Annotated in this window: 15 protein-coding genes; 10 read left to right on the plus strand and 5 right to left on the minus strand. The window is 64.7% G+C overall.

Features of this window, described 5'->3' with window-relative positions; all coding sequences use genetic code 11:
- From ACK4TE_RS14865 to ACK4TE_RS14910, 10 genes are all read left to right on the plus strand, one after another.
- On the plus strand, positions 1-2,150 hold a 2,150-nt coding region (locus ACK4TE_RS14865; protein WP_409912318.1), incomplete at its 5' end, for a glycoside hydrolase TIM-barrel-like domain-containing protein.
- A 36-nt stretch (positions 2,151-2,186) separates the two neighbouring features.
- On the plus strand, positions 2,187-3,047 hold the full coding sequence (locus tag ACK4TE_RS14870; protein ID WP_409912319.1) for a DnaJ C-terminal domain-containing protein: 861 nt from the start codon (positions 2,187-2,189) through the stop codon (positions 3,045-3,047).
- A 95-nt stretch (positions 3,048-3,142) separates the two neighbouring features.
- Positions 3,143-4,870 (plus strand): tetratricopeptide repeat protein, encoded by a 1,728-nt coding sequence (locus ACK4TE_RS14875; RefSeq protein ID WP_409912320.1) that lies wholly within the window; start codon positions 3,143-3,145, stop codon positions 4,868-4,870.
- A gap of 75 nt (positions 4,871-4,945) precedes the next feature.
- A complete protein-coding gene (locus tag ACK4TE_RS14880) occupies positions 4,946-5,365 on the plus strand; it encodes a DUF1761 domain-containing protein (protein ID WP_409912321.1) in 420 nt (139 codons plus the stop codon).
- Positions 5,366-5,429: 64 nt separating this feature from the next.
- On the plus strand, positions 5,430-5,816 hold the full coding sequence (locus ACK4TE_RS14885) for a PepSY domain-containing protein (protein ID WP_409912322.1): 387 nt from the start codon (positions 5,430-5,432) through the stop codon (positions 5,814-5,816).
- A 28-nt stretch (positions 5,817-5,844) separates the two neighbouring features.
- Complete coding sequence (locus ACK4TE_RS14890; protein ID WP_409912323.1) at positions 5,845-6,528, plus strand: response regulator transcription factor; 684 nt, start codon at positions 5,845-5,847, stop codon at positions 6,526-6,528.
- 25 nt (positions 6,529-6,553) lie between these two features.
- Positions 6,554-7,984, plus strand: coding sequence for an ATP-binding protein (locus ACK4TE_RS14895; RefSeq protein WP_409912324.1), 1,431 nt, complete (start codon positions 6,554-6,556; stop codon positions 7,982-7,984).
- A complete protein-coding gene (locus ACK4TE_RS14900) occupies positions 7,981-8,574 on the plus strand; it encodes a tetratricopeptide repeat protein (protein WP_409912325.1) in 594 nt (197 codons plus the stop codon). The genes ACK4TE_RS14895 and ACK4TE_RS14900 overlap by 4 nt, the downstream gene beginning before the upstream one ends.
- Before the next feature lie 59 nt (positions 8,575-8,633).
- Entirely contained in the window at positions 8,634-9,068 is a 435-nt protein-coding gene (locus ACK4TE_RS14905; protein ID WP_409912326.1) for a cytochrome c maturation protein CcmE, read from the plus strand.
- Entirely contained in the window at positions 9,065-10,963 is a 1,899-nt protein-coding gene (locus ACK4TE_RS14910) for a heme lyase CcmF/NrfE family subunit (RefSeq protein WP_409912327.1), read from the plus strand. Before ACK4TE_RS14905 ends, ACK4TE_RS14910 begins: the two co-directional genes overlap by 4 nt.
- Here ACK4TE_RS14910 and ACK4TE_RS14915 read toward each other — a convergent pair.
- The 5 genes from ACK4TE_RS14915 to ACK4TE_RS14935 all read right to left on the minus strand — a co-directional run.
- Entirely contained in the window at positions 10,944-12,467 is a 1,524-nt protein-coding gene (locus ACK4TE_RS14915) for a sensor histidine kinase (RefSeq protein WP_409912328.1), read from the minus strand. The two genes, ACK4TE_RS14910 and ACK4TE_RS14915, sit on opposite strands and share 20 nt — an antisense overlap.
- A gap of 33 nt (positions 12,468-12,500) precedes the next feature.
- On the minus strand, positions 12,501-13,199 hold the full coding sequence (locus ACK4TE_RS14920; RefSeq protein ID WP_409912329.1) for a response regulator transcription factor: 699 nt from the start codon (positions 13,197-13,199) through the stop codon (positions 12,501-12,503).
- Between the two features lie 24 nt (positions 13,200-13,223).
- Positions 13,224-14,768, minus strand: coding sequence for a Do family serine endopeptidase (locus ACK4TE_RS14925; RefSeq protein WP_409912330.1), 1,545 nt, complete (start codon positions 14,766-14,768; stop codon positions 13,224-13,226).
- A gap of 144 nt (positions 14,769-14,912) precedes the next feature.
- Positions 14,913-15,311: a cytochrome c-type biogenesis protein CcmH gene (locus ACK4TE_RS14930; RefSeq protein ID WP_409912331.1), complete on the minus strand. Its 399-nt coding sequence runs from the start codon at positions 15,309-15,311 to the stop codon at positions 14,913-14,915.
- Positions 15,312-15,362: 51 nt separating this feature from the next.
- A partial coding sequence (locus ACK4TE_RS14935; protein WP_409912332.1) for a hypothetical protein occupies positions 15,363-15,612 on the minus strand: 250 nt, incomplete at its 5' end.

Raw genomic sequence — 15,612 nt, forward strand, 5'->3', positions numbered from 1 at the left:
CGCATCCGGATGTGGATTTCGTGGGCATCGACTGGTATCCGCCGATGGGGGACTGGCGGGACGGGGCGGGACATCTGGACGCGCTGGCAGGATACCGGGCGGCGGATGATGCGGATTACCTCGCGGCGCAGCTTGTAGGCGGGGAGGCGTATGACTGGTACTACGCCAATGCGGAGGACCGGGCGGCGCAAATCCGTACACCGATCATCGACACGGCGCATGGGGAGCATTGGGTGTTCCGGCAGAAGGACCTGACCGGTTGGGCGGGGGCGTATCACTATCCGCGGCCGGGCGGGGTGCGGGCTGAGGCGCCGACAGGTTGGTCGCCGGGGCTGAAGCCGGTGCGGCTGTCGGAGGTCGGCTTTGCGGCGGTCGACAAGGCGGGTAATGCGCCGAACCTGTTCTTTGATCCGAAAAGCTCCGAGAGCGGACTACCACCGTTTTCGAATGGCGGGCGGGATGATGTGGTGCAGCGGCGATTGCTGGCGGCGGCGCTGGGGCATTTTGGCGGTGTGGCGCATGTGTGGGCGTGGGATGCGCGGCCGTTTCCGGCCTGGCCGATGCGGCTGGATGTGTGGGGCGATGGTGGCAACTGGGCGCGCGGGCATTGGCTGAACGGGCGCTCAGGCCTCGCGCCGCTGAGCGCTGTTGTGGCGGACATCTGCGAGGCGGGCGGCGTTGCGCCGGTGGACGTGAGCGGGCTGGACGGTGTGGTGGAAGGCTATGTGCGCACGGGCGTTTCGTCAGTACGCGCGGCGCTGGAGCCGCTGGCGGCGGCGTTCGGATTTGAAGCGGTGGAGCGCGGCGGGACGCTGGTGTTCCGTATGGCGGGCGAGGAAGTGGTGCATGAGGTGAACGCAGGCGCGGTGAACCTTGATGAGCTGCGCCGGACGCGACAGCTGATGGACAAGGCGCCGGAGCGGCTGCGGCTGACATGCATTGATCCGGAGGCGGACCATGCGCCGATGGTGGTGGAGGCGCGGCGGGGCACGGGCGATGCCCGGCAGGTGGCGGATGTGGCGCTGCCACTGGCCGTGTCAGCGGGGCGGGCGGAGGCGATTGCGGCGCACCTGCTGGCGTCGATGACGGAAGCGCGGGTGGCGGACGTGTCTGGCGGGCCGGAATTGGCGGCGCTGGAGACCGGCGACCGGGTGCGGTTTGGGGGCAGCGAAGAGGTGTGGCGCATTGAGGCGATCACGGATCGAGGAGCGGAGCGGCACCTGCTGCTGTCAGCGGATGCGGGGGAGCTGGGACGGGCGCGCTTCGGGGAGCCCGGGAGGGCGCCGGAGGTTGCAGCGGTTTATCCGCAGGCGGACCTTGTGGTGATGGATGCGCCCGCGCCAGCAGGAGGTGAGGCCGGGCCGCTGGTAGCGGCGTTTTCTGACCCTTGGCCGGGGGAGATGGCGGTGCGGGCGGGGGCGACTGTGGAGGAGCTGTCCTTGCGGGTGACACTGGAGCAGCCTGCCGTGATCGGGCGGCTGATGGAGCCGGTGGCGGCAGGGCCTGCGGGCCGGTGGGACAGGGGCGGCGCGCTGATGGTGGCGGCGCCTGCGGGCGCGTTCGTGAGCCTGCCGGAGGCGGCGGTGCTGGCGGGCGGCAATTCTGCACTGCTGGAGACGGAGGCGGGGTGGGAGCTGGTGCAATTTCTGGAGGCGGAGCTGGTGGCGCCGGAGACGTGGCGGCTGAGCGGTTTGCTGCGGGGGCAGGGCGGGGGACTGACCGGGGCGGTGGAGGTGGGTGCGCGGTTTGTGCTGCTGGACAGTGCGGTGGAGGCAGCGGCGCTGGCACCCTTGGAGACAGGATTGGAGCTTGCCTGGAAAGCGGGCACCGGGGAGGCGCAAACGGAGCGGTTCGGCAATCGGGCGGGCCTGCCTTGGCAGCCTTGCCAGTTGCGGGTGCGGGAGGGCGCGGCGAGCTGGATACGGCGCGGACGGGAGATTGCCGACAGCTGGAGCTTTCCGGACGCGCCGAATGAAGGGCGGTTTGCGGCGGAGTTTGATACGGGTGGCGGCTTTGGCGGGCGTATCGAGGTGGACGTGCCGGCCTGCGCTGTGCCGCCGGGAACGCTTGCGCTGCGGGTGGCGGAAATCGGGCCGGATGGCCGCACCGGTCCGTGGCTTTCAATCGGGCCCGGATCACCTTACCTGTAAGGTTCGCATAATCAGCCGTGGCAAGGAGGCCGGGTCTTGGCGCTTGATCCTTACGCAGTTCTGGGCGTGCCCCGCTCGGCCACCGAGGCCGAAATCAAGAAGGCGTATCGCAAGAAGGCGATGGAGCTTCATCCTGATCGCACCAAGGGCGATGAGAAGAAGGAAGAAGAATTCAAGCGCGTAACGCAGGCCTTTGAAATTGTCGGTGATGCCGAGAAGCGGGCAAAGTTTGATCGCGGCGAGATTGACGGCGAGGGCAATCCGCGCGGGTTCGCAGGGGGCGATCCGGGTGGCTACCGTTGGGAGAGCCGCGGGGGCAGTCCGTTCGGCGGGGCGCAGGGCGATCCGTTTGAGGATATCCTCTCGGGCATGTTCGGCGGCGGCGCGCGGCGGCGGAGTCCGGGACCGCAGAAGGGGCGCGATGTGCGCTACCGGGTCGAGATCGCGTTCGAGGATGCCGTCACCGGCGCGCGGCGGCGGATGACGATGGCGGATGGCAGCGCGCTGGACGTGAACATTCCGGCAGGCATCACCAGTGGGCAGACGCTGCGGCTGAAAAGCCAGGGCCAGCCTTCGCCTTCGGGCGGGGCGCCGGGCGATGCGCTGCTGGAAGTTGAGGTGCTGCCGAGCCCGGTCTGGACTCGAGAGGGCAAGGACCTGCGCATGCCGCTGAGCGTGGATCTGCGCACGGCGATTCTCGGTGGCACGGTGGAGGTGCGCACACCTTCCGGGCCGGTGTCGCTGAAAGTACCGCCGGGCACGAATACGGGCGCGCAGCTACGCCTGAAAGGCAAGGGGGTGCAGGTGGCGCCGCCGGGCGACCTCTATGTCCGTATCGAGATCGTCCTCGCCGACCCGAAGGATGACGGCCTGCGCCGCTGGGCCGAGGGGCGGTAGGGCGGCGGCCTAAACTTTTGTGGCCGGGTGTGGTATGAGGGCCGCAGCATAAGAAATCATCTGTGAACCGGATGATCGGTGATGGGGACATAGCCATGAAAATCAGGATTCTCGCTGCTTTCGCCGGAGCTTTGATGCTCGGCGGATGTCACACCGTGTATGAGTGGTTCAAGCCTGAGCCAAAGGTGGAAGAGGCGCAGATTGCGCCGGAAGTTGTGGCCGAACCGGAGCTCAGCCTTGCGGAACGGGCCGGAGCGCCGCTGTTCGAAGGAATGGGAGACTTCCACCGGACGATCTCGACCACGAGCCCGGACGCGCAGAAATACTTCAACCAGGGCATGGTGCTGTCTTTCGGCTTCAACCATGCCGAGAGCATCCGCTCGTTCCGCGCGGCGCAGACGCTCGATCCAGACTGCGCGATGTGTTTCTGGGGCGAAGCGCTGGCGACGGGGCCGAATATCAATGTGACGAGCAAGGGCAAGGCCGTCATGTCGATGGCGGACCGGGAGGCGGCGTATGCGGCGATCCAGAAGGCCATTGCGCTGAAGGACAAGGCGACACCGCAGGAGCAGGGGCTGATCGATGCGCTCGCACAACGCTACAGTGCGGATTTCAACGCCGAGCGCGATCCGCAGGATATTGCCTGGGCAGAAGCCATCGGTGCGTATGTCGAGGCACACCCTGAAGATGATGACGCCGCGGCGATCTATGCCGAAGCGCTGATGAACACGATGCCGTGGGACTATTGGTCCGCAGACGGATCACCGAAACCGGAGACGGTGAAGGTGATTGAGGCGCTGGAGACGATCATCGAACGCTCGCCGAACCATCCGCTGGCCTTGCATCTCTACCTGCACGCCGTGGAAGCCTCGGACGATCCGGGGCGGGCGGAGGATGAGGCGGACCGGTTGCTGACGCTGGTGCCGGGCTCCGGTCATCTGGTGCACATGCCGGCGCACATCTTCTGGCGCGTCGGCCGGTATGATGATGCCGCAAAGGCGAACATCCAGGCGGCCAAGGTGGACGAGGATTATATCGCCCAGTGCAATGCGCAGGGCTTCTATCCGGCGATGTACTATCCGCACAATATCCACTTCCTGTGGGCGGCGGCGGGCATGTCCGGGCAAAGCGCGCTGACCTTTGAAGCGGCGGAAAAAGTGGCGAAGAATGTGCGTATGGAGCAGATCGAGGAATTCCCGACGATCGAATTCTTCAAGACGATCCCGCTTTTGTCGAAGGTTCAGTTCGGGAAATGGGAAGATGTTCTGGGTCTGGATGATCCGCCTACGGACAGGGATTATTCACGCGGCATCTGGTACTATGCGCGCGGAGTCGCGCTCACACGCACAGGCGATCTCAAGGCTGCCGGCGCCGAACAGGGGATGCTTGCGGGGCTGAAGGATACGGTTCAAATCCAGTTCCTGGATACCAACGACTATCCGGCCTCGGTTCTGCTGAACATTGCCGATCAGCTCCTGCTGGGCGAAATCGCGCAGGCGAAGGGCAAGAGTAAGGAAGCGATTGCGCATTTCGAGGCGGCAGTCACCCTTCAGGATACGTTGCCCTACATGGAGCCGCCGTTCTGGTACTATCCGACGCGGCAATCTCTGGGCGAGGCGCTGATGAAGGCGAAGCGGTATGCTGAAGCAGAGGCCGTCTACCGCCGCGACCTTGAGGAGTATCCCCACAATGGCTGGTCGATGGCGGGCCTTGCGGGCGCGCTCGAGAAACAGGGCAAGAAGACAGAGGCGATGCACCTGCGTGAGCATTTCGAGCATGTGTGGATGCATGCGGATGTCGAGATCGATTCGTCCCGGCTCTGAGGGCAGGATCGGGGCGTCTCGACTCGCCCCGGCTTCAGGCGTAGCTTCCCCGGCGGCAACTCTGGGGAGGGTACGATGCCGCAATCTGATATCGTCTATATCGCCGGCGATAACTGGCTCGCTGTGCTGGCTGCGGCCGCGGCGATCTATGCCATTGGCTTCCTGATCTACGGGCTGGTCTTCTCCGGCCTGTGGCTGAAGCTGACCGGATACACCAAGGAACAGCTGCAGCCGCACAGCTGGAAGATGTTTCTGTCGCCGGTCATGCCGATTCTCACGGCCATCGGGCTCGCCATCCTGTTCAAGCTGGCGCGGGTGGACAATATCGCCGTGGGTGTGGTGATCGCGGTCCAGATCTGGTTCTTCCTGGTGCTGCCGGCGCGGATGTACAACTTCGTTTACAGCCCTGAAAAGATTGGACATCTGGTTCTGGATGGTATCCACCTGCTGCTTGGAATACTGGTTGCAGGGGTGATCATTGCGGGCTGGCGCTAGGGTGACTGCAGCTGAACTGCACCATTCACTTAACGTTCAGAGCCTCGCCCGCATATGGAGCGCCATGAGACGCACGATTGCCCTTCTTGCCGCCTGCGGCCTGATCCTCGCCCCCGGCGCCCTTGCACAGGGCAATGGACGGGATCGCGGGCCAGCGCCCGACCCGTGGACGGGCGGCCCGGTCGCGCAGCTGCAGGACCAGGGCTGGGGCAACCAGTTCTCGCCGGGCGAAGCGCGCGATGCCCGCAAGGAAGGCCGGACCGTTCCGCTCTCGCAGATTCTCAAGAACCTGAAGCGCGACTATGGCGGCTACCATCTGAATGCGGAGCTTTATTCGCAGGACGCCGGCAGCGCGGTTTACGAGATTGACTGGCTGACCGAAGATGGCCGCAAGCTGAAGATCACGGTAAACGCGCAGACCGGTGCGGTGATCGACCGGCGCGGCGGCTGACCCCTGTTGGAAATTGGAGAGACCTGAGATGCGAATTCTCGTTGTCGAAGATGATGCAGACCTGCGGCGCCAGCTTGCGGATGCGCTGTCGCAGGCCGGCTATGCCGTTGACCTCGCTGCCGATGGCGAGGACGGACAGTTCCTCGGCGAGACCGAGCCCTATGACGCGGTGATCCTCGATCTCGGCCTGCCGAAGATCGATGGCGTCAGTGTGCTGAAGAGCTGGCGCAAGGAGGGCAAGGCTTTCCCGGTGCTGATCCTGACCGCCCGCGACCAGTGGAGCGAGAAGGTGGCAGGCTTTGATGCCGGCGCCGACGACTACCTGACCAAGCCTTTCATCACCGAAGAGTTGCTGGCGCGCCTGCGTGCGCTGTTGCGCCGGGCGACCGGTCATTCGGCGGCGACGCTGGAGTGCGGCAAGCTGATGGTGGACACCCGCGCCGCCCGCGCGACCGTGAACGGCGAGCCGATCAAGCTGACCGCGCACGAGTACCGCGTGCTGTCTTACTTGATGCACCATCAGGGCCGTGTCGTGCCGCGCACCGAACTGGTAGAGCATATCTACGATCAGGATTTCGACCGCGACTCGAACACGATCGAGGTGTTCATCGGGCGCCTGCGCCGCAAGATCGGGCAGGACCGGATCCAGACCGAGCGCGGACTTGGCTACCGCCTGATCGTGCCCGAGGAAGAAGCGCGCGTTGCAGGCTGACGCCGAACGCGGCTAAACCGCTGGAATGAGCGACGCCGCAAACCCGGACCGCAAGAGCCTGATCGACCGCTGGTCCAGCGTATCGCTGGCCCGGCGTATCACGATCGCGGCGGCGATCTGGGGCGTACTGGTGCTGATTGGCGGTGCGGTGGCCCTTTCCGCCGTCTACCGCGCCCAGACGCTCGCCCTGGTCGAGCAGGACCTGCAGGAAACGCTGGTGACGCTGTCGCGCGAGCTGATCCGGGAAGAGGCCTTCCTGCCGGACGGGCGGATCACGAATACCGACCGCACCTTCTTTCCGAGCGAAGCGCGGTTCCAGACGCAATACTCCGGCAGTTACTGGGCAGTCATCGGGCTCAATCCCGATATGACGGTCGCCGGTGATTTCCGCTCGCGCAGCCTGTGGGACGAAGACCCTCCGGTCACCTCAGAGCTGATCGAGCGTGCGGCGGGTCAGCCGGGCGTCACGCAATTTGGAAACTATGACGGGCCGGCCGACCAGCGCTCTCGCGTTGCGGCGCAGGCCATTGTGATTGAGAACCGCGCAACGCCGCTGATCCTGGTGGCAGCGGCGGACAGGACACCGAACGACATTGCCGCCAACCAGTTCCGCAACCTGCTGCTCGGCACGATGATCGCGCTGTTCGGCGGCGTGTTCGCGGCCATGGTTCTGGGCATCCGCTATTCGCTGACACCCCTCACGCGCCTGCGCACGGATATTGTGCGTGTACGGGAAGGCGAGGCACAGAAGCTGAGCGGTGACTATCCTTCAGAGGTCCGTCCGCTGACGGAGGAATTGAACAAGCTGATCGAGCATAACCGCGAAGTGGTTGAGCGCGCGCGTACGCATGTAGGCAATCTGGCGCATGCACTGAAGACGCCGCTGGCGGTGCTGAAGAACGAAGCCTCCGGCCAGACGCAGCTGGATGATGTCGTGCGCCGGCAGGCCGATGCGATGCAGACGAATGTCGAACACTACCTGAAGCGCGCGCGCATGGCGGCGCGGGCCGAGACGATTGGCGCGCGCACGGATGTGCGCCCGGTGATCGACGGGCTGGCGCGGCTGCTCAACCGGTTGTTCGATGCGCGGGGCATCGAGGTGACGGTGGAAGGACCTGCGCACGCAATGTTCCGCGGCGAGCAGCAGGATTTCGAGGAAATGGTCGGCAACCTGATGGAAAACGCCTGCAAATGGGCGGCGACTGAGGTGCGCGTGACGATCACAGACACGCCGCAGGCGCTGACGATTGCTGTGGAGGATGATGGCAATGGCCTGACGGAAGATGAGCGCGCGGCGGCGATGAAGCGCGGCGTGCGCCTCGACGAGACGACGCCCGGCACCGGGCTGGGTCTGTCGATTGTCAAGGAACTCGCCGAGCTGCATAAGGGCCAGCTTGAACTTGGCGTGGCGGCATTGGGCGGCCTCGCCGCCACACTCCGGTTTCCGCGCGCATGACGTCTCTTGCTCTCACCCGCACGCAATGGCTGATCCTCGGCGCCTGCCTCGCGCTGGGCGTTGCGGGCTATGTGGCGATCGGCAGGCCCGGGATAGCGGATGAGCCGATGAGCGCGCGGCAGGCGGCGCTGGCGGAAAAGATCAAGACCGATCCGCAATCGCTGACGGCGGCGGAGACCCTGTCTCGCCTCGAGCAGGCCGTGATTGACCGGCCGGACGAGCCGGAACCGCATTTCTTCATCGGCGAGATGCTGCGCGCGCAGAACCGGCCGGACGACGCTTTGCGCGCTTACCAGTCGGCGCTGCGGCGCGACGAGAATTTTGTGCCGGCGATGGTGTCGCTGGCGGATGTGCTGGTGGAACTTTCTGACGGCGCTGTGGGACCGGATGCGACGCGGCTTTACGCCCGCGCCTACCAGCTGGACGAGACGCAGGTGCGGGCCGGTATGTACGCGGCCATGGGCGCTGCGCAGGCTGGCGACCAGGAGAAGGCCAATCAGGCCATGCGCTACATCTATTCCCGCCTGCCGGAAGGTGACCCCCGCCGGGAGCGTTTCCGGGCGATGATCGAAGCAATCGGCGAGGAATAGCGGCAGGGACCCTTCTGCCGCACTCCCCAAACCGTCCCGAGCGCCCTATACCCTACAGCATGCGCGCCCGCACCCGCCGCCTCTATACATTCGGCATTGCCGCCCTGCTCGTCGCAGCTGCGGCGCTGCTCGCATTCTTTGCCCTGCGCGAGAATGCGAACCTGTTCTACACGCCTGAGATTCTTGCCCAAAAAGGCCAGCCTGAAGCTGGCCGCGAAGTGAAGGTGGGCGGATGGGTGGAGCCAGGCTCACTGACCCATACAGACGGGGGCGCGACAATGCAGTTCGTTATTATCGACAACAGCCCTCACAAAATTACGGTGCAATTTACCGGGATCGCACCGGACCTGTTTCGTGAAGGGCAAGGTGTTGTCGCGACTGGCCAGTTCCGCCCCGACGGAATCTTTGTAGCAAAGCCCCGAACAGGGCTGCTCGCCAAGCATGACGAGAATTACCAGCCGCGCGAACTGAAGCCGCTTGGGGCGGGCGGATGATCGAAGCTGGCCATTTCGCGGCCTTTCTCGCGCTGGCCCTGTCGCTGGCGCAGGGCGTGTTCGGCCTGAGAGGCGAGCGTCGGCTGGCGGGGCTGACGGCCATCGCCGCCTTCGGCCTGATGGGCGTGTCCTTCCTTACACTGATCAATGCCTTCGTGACCTCGGACTTCTCGGTCGCGCTGGTGGCGAACAATTCCCATACGCTCAAGCCGATGGTCTACAAGATTGCCGGCGCCTGGGGGAACCATGAAGGCTCGATGGCGCTCTGGTGTCTCGTGACACTGGGTTTCGGCGCAATTGCGGCGGGCGTGATGCGCACGGAGCGGCCGCTGTTTGAGGCGCGTGCGCTGGGCATTCAGGGACTGCTCTCGTTCGGCGCGCTTGCATATCTGCTGTTTGCGTCCTCGCCTTACCTGCGGCTTGATCCGGCACCATTCCAGGGGGCAGGCCTGAATCCGCTCCTGCAAGACCCCGCGCTCGCGCTGCATCCGCCGATGCTTTATCTCGGCTATGTCGGGTATTCATTCGTCTTCGCGCTTGCGGCGGCGGGGCTGATGGAAGGGCGGATTGACCGCGTGTGGGCGAAGGAGGCGCGCGTCTGGTCGCTGGCGGCGTTTGCGCCGCTGACGCTTGGCATCGCGCTCGGCTCCTACTGGGCCTATTACGAACTCGGCTGGGGCGGCTGGTGGTTCTGGGACCCGGTGGAGAATGCCTCCCTGATGCCGTGGCTGATCGGTGCGGCGCTCCTGCATTCCGTGCTCGTCACGGAAAAGCGCGAAGGCTTTGCGGCCTGGACCGCCCTGCTTGCCGTGCTCGCTTTCCTGTTCTCGATCCTCGGTGCCTTCCTTGTGCGCTCCGGCGTGCTGACTTCGGTGCACGCGTTCGCGGTGGATCCGGAGCGCGGTACGTTGTTGCTGATCGGCCTCCTCGCCTATGGCGGTTTTGCGCTCGGGCTGTTCGCATGGCGCGCGCCGAAGCTGGAGGGCGGAAAACCCTGGACATTGTTCAGCCGCGAAGGCGCTCTGATGACCAACAATATCGTGCTGATCGTTGCGGCGCTGACCGTGCTGCTTGGCACGCTGTTCCCGCTGATCGCCGAAGCGTTTGGGCGGACAATTTCCGTGGGCGAACCTTATTTCAATCTGACTTTCGTGCCGATCCTTGCGCTCGTGCTGGTCCTGCTGCCCATCGTCCAGGGCTGGGCCTGGGGCAAGGCGGATGTAAAGGGCTGGCTGCGCTGGGCGATCAGTGGCGCGGCTTTGGTCGCGCTGTTTGCGCTGCTGGGTGTGGGGCCGATGCGTATTCCCCTGGGGGCTGCGTTCGGGTTGGCACTTGGCACATGGCTCGTGTTCGGTTCCCTCTGGGAACTCAAACGCCGCGCCATCCGTATCAACCGTGTGTTCAATCTGCCTCGCCGCGTGTGGGCGATGACGCTGGCGCATCTCGGCATCGGATTGTTCGTGATCGGAGCAGTTGCCGAAACAACCGGCCGCTATGAGTCGACGCTTGCACTTGCCGAAGGTGGTTCGGGCAGCGTGGCGGGATGGGTGCTGACCCTCAACGAAGTGCGCGCCATCGAAGGGCCGAACTGGTACGCCGACCGCGCCGTGCTGACGGCGCGCAAGGGCAGCCAAAGCGCAACGCTGGAGCCGATGAAGCGCTTCTATCCCGCCGCGATGATGCCGACGACCGAAACTGCCATTCACAAGACAGGGACCGGAGATCTCTACGCGGCGCTCGGCGAGGCGCGCGATGTGGATGGGGAAACGCGCTGGGTGTTCCGCGTCTATTACAATCCGCTGGTCGACGTGCTGTATCTTGGCGTCGTGCTGATCGGCTTAGGCGCGATGCTCGCTATGTGGCCCGGCCGCGCCGTCAAGCGCGCGGAAGCCTGAGCGTCGCTTTCAGGCCGGGGCGATCCTTCGGGCCGTTGCCATCCGACAGGATCAGTTCGCCGCCGTGAAGCTCTGCCACCGAGTGGACAAGCGCGAGGCCGAGGCCAGAGCCGGGCTGGGTGCGCGCGGAGTCCATCCGGTGGAAGCGCTGGATGACTTTCGGGCGCTCTTCCTCCGGAATGCCCGGGCCTGAATCGAGCACGGACAGGTCAATGGTCGCTTCTGGCCCGCGCGAAACTGTCAGCGAAATCGACCCGCCCCCGGGCGTGTACTTGATGGCATTGTCGATCAGATTGGATACTGCCTGGCTGATCAGGCCCCGGTCGCCCAGCACGAGCATGTGGCGCGCGATCTGGCTGCGGAAGCCAAGGCCGGCTTCTTCGCAGGCGGGCTCGAACAGCTCGGCGAGTTCTTCGGCTACTTCACTGAGATCCATCCGTACACGTAGGCCCTCGGTGCCGGCATCAAGCCGCGCAAGGCGCAGGATGGCATTGAACGTGTCGAGCACGCGGTCAACCTCTTCCACCGTTTCACCGAGGGTGGCGCTGGCGCTTTCCTGTGTCAGTGGTTCTGACAGCGCTGTTTCCAGCCGGTTGCGAAGGCGTGTCAGAGGCGAGCGCAGATCGTGCGCGATGGAGTTGCCGGTGTTCTGAGAGGCTTCCACCAGCTTGCCGATCTGGTCGAGCATCGCATTGATGCGTTGGGCGAGGCGGTCGAATTCATCCCCTGTGCCGCGCACGGGAACGCGCCGGCTGAGTTCGCCGCCGATCACCGCCTCAGCCGTGCGTGCCAGTTCCTCGGCCCGCCGCGCCGCGCCGCGGGTGATCAGCACGCCGCCGAGCAGAGACAGGATAAGCGCCACCGGCGCAGCGATGAAAATGGCACTTTGGATTCGGTCAACAATAACCGTCTGCTGCGCCGTGTCGAAGGCGACCATCAGCGCGCCGCCATTGTCGCGCAGGCGCGCAATGCGGCCGGCTGCCGGGCGCAGTGTGATCGAACCGTCCGGCTGTGGCAGTTCGAATTCGAAATAGACGGTCTTCATTCCCACCTCCGGCGCCTCGCCGGGCAAGCGGGGGAAGTGGCCGGCGATCTTCCGGCCGGTCGCATCTTCGAGGTAATAGTAGAAGGGCGAGCCCGAAAGCGTCATCCGTTCGAACACGGACTGGCTGAGGCGCCCCATGCCGCCATCATAATAGGCGATCCCCAGTTGCTCGAACTCGACTGTAATCCGGCGCTCTGATTCCACGCGGATGTAGTAGACGGTCGAATAATAGAGATAGGCCAGCAACGCCCCGGAAAAGGCCGCGATCATAAGGCTGTAGAGCATCGCCAGCTTGAAGGTCGTCGTGCGCACGAAGACCGGCGTGGCCTTGCGCAGCTTTTCCGGGATCGGCAGGCGAGGGATGGCCGGAATACGCGGAAGCCGCCCGGCGAGTTTCGCGGGCAGCTTCGGAATCTGGAAGGTGCGTAGCCAGTCCGGCCAGAATGCAGGCAGCTTCATGGCCCCTCACCTGCCAGCCGGGATCACGGGCGTCTAGCCCTGCAGGCGGTAACCTGCGCCCCGGACGGTCTGGAGCAGGGGCTCCGGGAAGTCCTTGTCGATCTTGGCGCGCAGGCGGGAGACGTGCACGTCGATGACGTTGGTCTGCGGGTCGAAATTATAGTCCCACACCTTTTCCAGCAGCATGGTGCGGGTCACGACCTGGCCGGCATGGCGCATCAGGTATTCCAGCAGGCGGAACTCGCGCGGCTGGAGATCGATCTTCTTGCCGGCCCGGGTGACTTTCCGGGTCAGGAGGTTCATTTCAAGATCACCGGCCTTCAGCACGGTCACCTGCGGCTCGCCGCCCTGGCGCCGGCCGAGGGCTTCGACACGGGCAGCCAGCTCCGCGGGAATGAACGGCTTGCCGAGATAGTCTTCGGCGCCGGCCTTCAGGCCCTGAACCTTGTTCTGGACGTCATCGAGCGCCGAAAGGAAAAGGGCCGGGGTCGTGCCGCCGCCATCGCGGAATTCCTTGATCAGCGTCAGGCCGTCTTTCTCCGGCAGCATCCGGTCCACAACCAGGGCGTCGAAGTCCTGCGACCGGGCGCGGGCGAGGCCGTCCGCCCCGTCTGCCGCGCGCTCCACTTCATGGCCGGCATCTTCCAGCACCTTCTCGATGAAGGTTGCCATGTCGGCGTCATCCTCGATGACCAGCACCTTGAGGGATCGATGATGAAGGGTATCCGCCATGTTGGGCTCCATGAACGCGAAGGGTTACTTGGGAATATCGACAGTTCGGTAGTTGGTGACCTGGCCGACACGGATCGCCAGAAGGATCTTCGAGCGATTGGCGGCGCGCGCTTCCGACACGGCACGCTCGAAAGCTTCCACGGTCGGGACGGCCCGGCCATTCGCCTCGAGAATGACGATGCCTTTGTCGAAGCCGGCTTTCTCGAACACGCCATCTTTCACGACTTCGGTGATCGCAAGGCCGGTATCGCCAGCGCGCAGGCCGAGGCGGACTCGGGTTTCCTCGTCCATCGGCATCAGGCGCACGCCGAAATTCGACAGCAGCGAGCCGGGGATCGCCGAAGGCGCACCCGGTTCGGCGGGGTTGATACCGCCGGGCGTGACGCGGTTTGCCGCCAGCGGATCATCCGGACGCTCACCGACCGTCACGTTGATAGTCTGGGCCTTGCCGTCCCGCAGGATATCGAACTTGTTCTGCGTGTTGGCGATCAGCTTGGCGACGAGGCGCGTGGTGGACGTCGAGTCCGTCACCTTCTGACCGTTGACCGAGAGGATGATGTCATTGCGGCGGAGGCCAGCACGCTCTGCCGGGCTTCCGGTGGTGACATCGGCGATCAGGGCGCCTTTGACATTCTCGATGCCGAGGGCTTCGGCAAATTCAGGCGTCAGGTCGCCGATCTGCACGCCCAGCCAGCCGCGCGAGACGCGGCCATTCTTGATCAGGATATCGGTCACTTCCTGCGCCAGTTCCGACGGAATGGCGAAGCCGATGCCGACCGAACCGCCGCTGGGCGACAGGATCTGCGAGTTCACGCCGATCACGTTGCCCTTCAAGTCGAAGGTCGGGCCGCCGGAGTTGCCGCGGTTGATCGGTGCATCGATCTGCAGGAAGTCGGTATAGGGGCTGGCCGAGCCGAGTTCGCGGCCATAGGCCGAGAGGATGCCGGAGGTGGCCGTGCCGCCCAGGCCGAACGGGTTACCTAGCGCGACGACCCAGTCGCCCTTGCGCACTTCCTTCGACGAACCGAACTTTACATACGGATAGGGGCCGGGCTCCTTCACCTTGACGACGGCAAGGTCAGTCAGCGGATCGGTGCCGACCAGTTCGGCGTCCAGTTCACGCCCGTCGCTCATCACGATCTGGATTTGCGTTGCGCGGTCGATGACGTGGTTGTTGGTGACGACGAGGCCGTCCTGAGAAATGAAGAAGCCGGAGCCGAGCGAGCGCGATTCGCGGGTACGCGGCGCTTGCTGTTCTTGCTCCTGCTGGCGGCGTTGGAAGAATTCCTCGAGGCCGGGCATGCCGCGGAACTGTTCGAAGAACTCGCCCATGTCGCCAAGGCTGCTGAGGTCCTGGGTCGACACCACGTTCACGGAGACGACGGCCGGCTCGACCTTCTCGATCAGATCTGCAAAGCTCAGCGGGGCGCCGGGTGGGGCCTGGATGGCAATCGGCTGCGCCCCGGCCTCATTCGCCATGAACTTCGGAAGCGCAATCGCGGAACCCATAATTGCTGCGCCGAAAGCCGCTGCGACAAGTGCCTGGGCCGAAACGCCAAATTTGGACATCAATCTCTCCAGAGAATTGAAAATGCCGCCATTTCCGGCGACGGGACAGAACATAAACATGACACACATAATGTGGTCATTAAAAGACAGTTAGGTGAGTTCAGCAGGATGTGAACAGGTTTTGGGCGGCTGTCCCGATCCGGTTCAGGCCTCCTCGGACGGGATTTCGGCGGGGGCCTTTCGGTCCTTCCGGGTGAGAGTCAGGCCGATGGCGGCGCCCCCGGCCAGGAACAGGAAGGGCAGGCCCCAGAGCAGCCATCCTGCCGGGTCACCGGAGGGCGGCCGGAACAGGACAAATTCACCATACCGCTTGACGAACCAGTCGCGCACCTCGCGGTCGCTGGCTCCGTCTGCAATCAGTTCCCGGATCTGCACCCGCATGTCGCCCGCGATGGGCGCTGAAGATTGGGAGACAGGTTCGTTCTCGCAGGCGATGCAGCGGATTTCCCGCATCAGGGCCTGCGCGCGGGCCTCCTCCGCCGGGTCTGTCAGCGGAGTTTCGGCCATGAAGGCAATCAGTAAGGCGGCGGCTAGCGCTTTCATGCCTGAGGGATAGCAAACCCTGCGCGGGCGCGAAACCGCGCGCAGTGTCGCTCATGCCTCTTCTGGCGGCTCCGATTGCAGCGTGGCATCCAGCAGGTCCAGCAGCCGCGCCTCGGCATCCTGCACCACACCGTCCGCTGCCGCGATGCGTCGCAGCACGGTTTTCAGGTTTTCGATGCCGGTTTCGGTCAGCAGCTTGTTGGCGAAGGAGACCATCTTGTCGAGCGAGGGAATCTGGTCCGGGCTGCGGCAGCGTTCCCGGAACGCCTCGCGGTCGAAATTGCCGAACAGTTCGGAGGCC

The sequence above is a fragment of the Hyphomonas sp. genome (assembly GCF_046313975.1).
In the GTDB taxonomy this organism is placed as follows: Bacteria; Pseudomonadota; Alphaproteobacteria; order Caulobacterales; family Hyphomonadaceae; genus Hyphomonas.

Bases quoted from the DNA above. Each gene is read 5' to 3' on its own strand.
- ACK4TE_RS14875 (WP_409912320.1), top strand. From the start codon at position 3,143: ATGAAAATCAGGATTCTCGCTGCTTTCGCCGGAGCTTTGATGCTCGGC.
- ACK4TE_RS14880 (WP_409912321.1), top strand. From the start codon at position 4,946: ATGCCGCAATCTGATATCGTCTATATCGCCGGCGATAACTGGCTCGCT.
- ACK4TE_RS14885 (WP_409912322.1), top strand. From the start codon at position 5,430: ATGAGACGCACGATTGCCCTTCTTGCCGCCTGCGGCCTGATCCTCGCC.
- ACK4TE_RS14890 (WP_409912323.1), top strand. From the start codon at position 5,845: ATGCGAATTCTCGTTGTCGAAGATGATGCAGACCTGCGGCGCCAGCTT.
- ACK4TE_RS14895 (WP_409912324.1), top strand. From the start codon at position 6,554: ATGAGCGACGCCGCAAACCCGGACCGCAAGAGCCTGATCGACCGCTGG.
- ACK4TE_RS14900 (WP_409912325.1), top strand. From the start codon at position 7,981: ATGACGTCTCTTGCTCTCACCCGCACGCAATGGCTGATCCTCGGCGCC.
- ACK4TE_RS14905 (WP_409912326.1), top strand. From the start codon at position 8,634: ATGCGCGCCCGCACCCGCCGCCTCTATACATTCGGCATTGCCGCCCTG.
- ACK4TE_RS14910 (WP_409912327.1), top strand. From the start codon at position 9,065: ATGATCGAAGCTGGCCATTTCGCGGCCTTTCTCGCGCTGGCCCTGTCG.
- ACK4TE_RS14915 (WP_409912328.1), bottom strand. From the start codon at position 12,467: ATGAAGCTGCCTGCATTCTGGCCGGACTGGCTACGCACCTTCCAGATT.
- ACK4TE_RS14920 (WP_409912329.1), bottom strand. From the start codon at position 13,199: ATGGCGGATACCCTTCATCATCGATCCCTCAAGGTGCTGGTCATCGAG.
- ACK4TE_RS14925 (WP_409912330.1), bottom strand. From the start codon at position 14,768: ATGTCCAAATTTGGCGTTTCGGCCCAGGCACTTGTCGCAGCGGCTTTC.
- ACK4TE_RS14930 (WP_409912331.1), bottom strand. From the start codon at position 15,311: ATGAAAGCGCTAGCCGCCGCCTTACTGATTGCCTTCATGGCCGAAACT.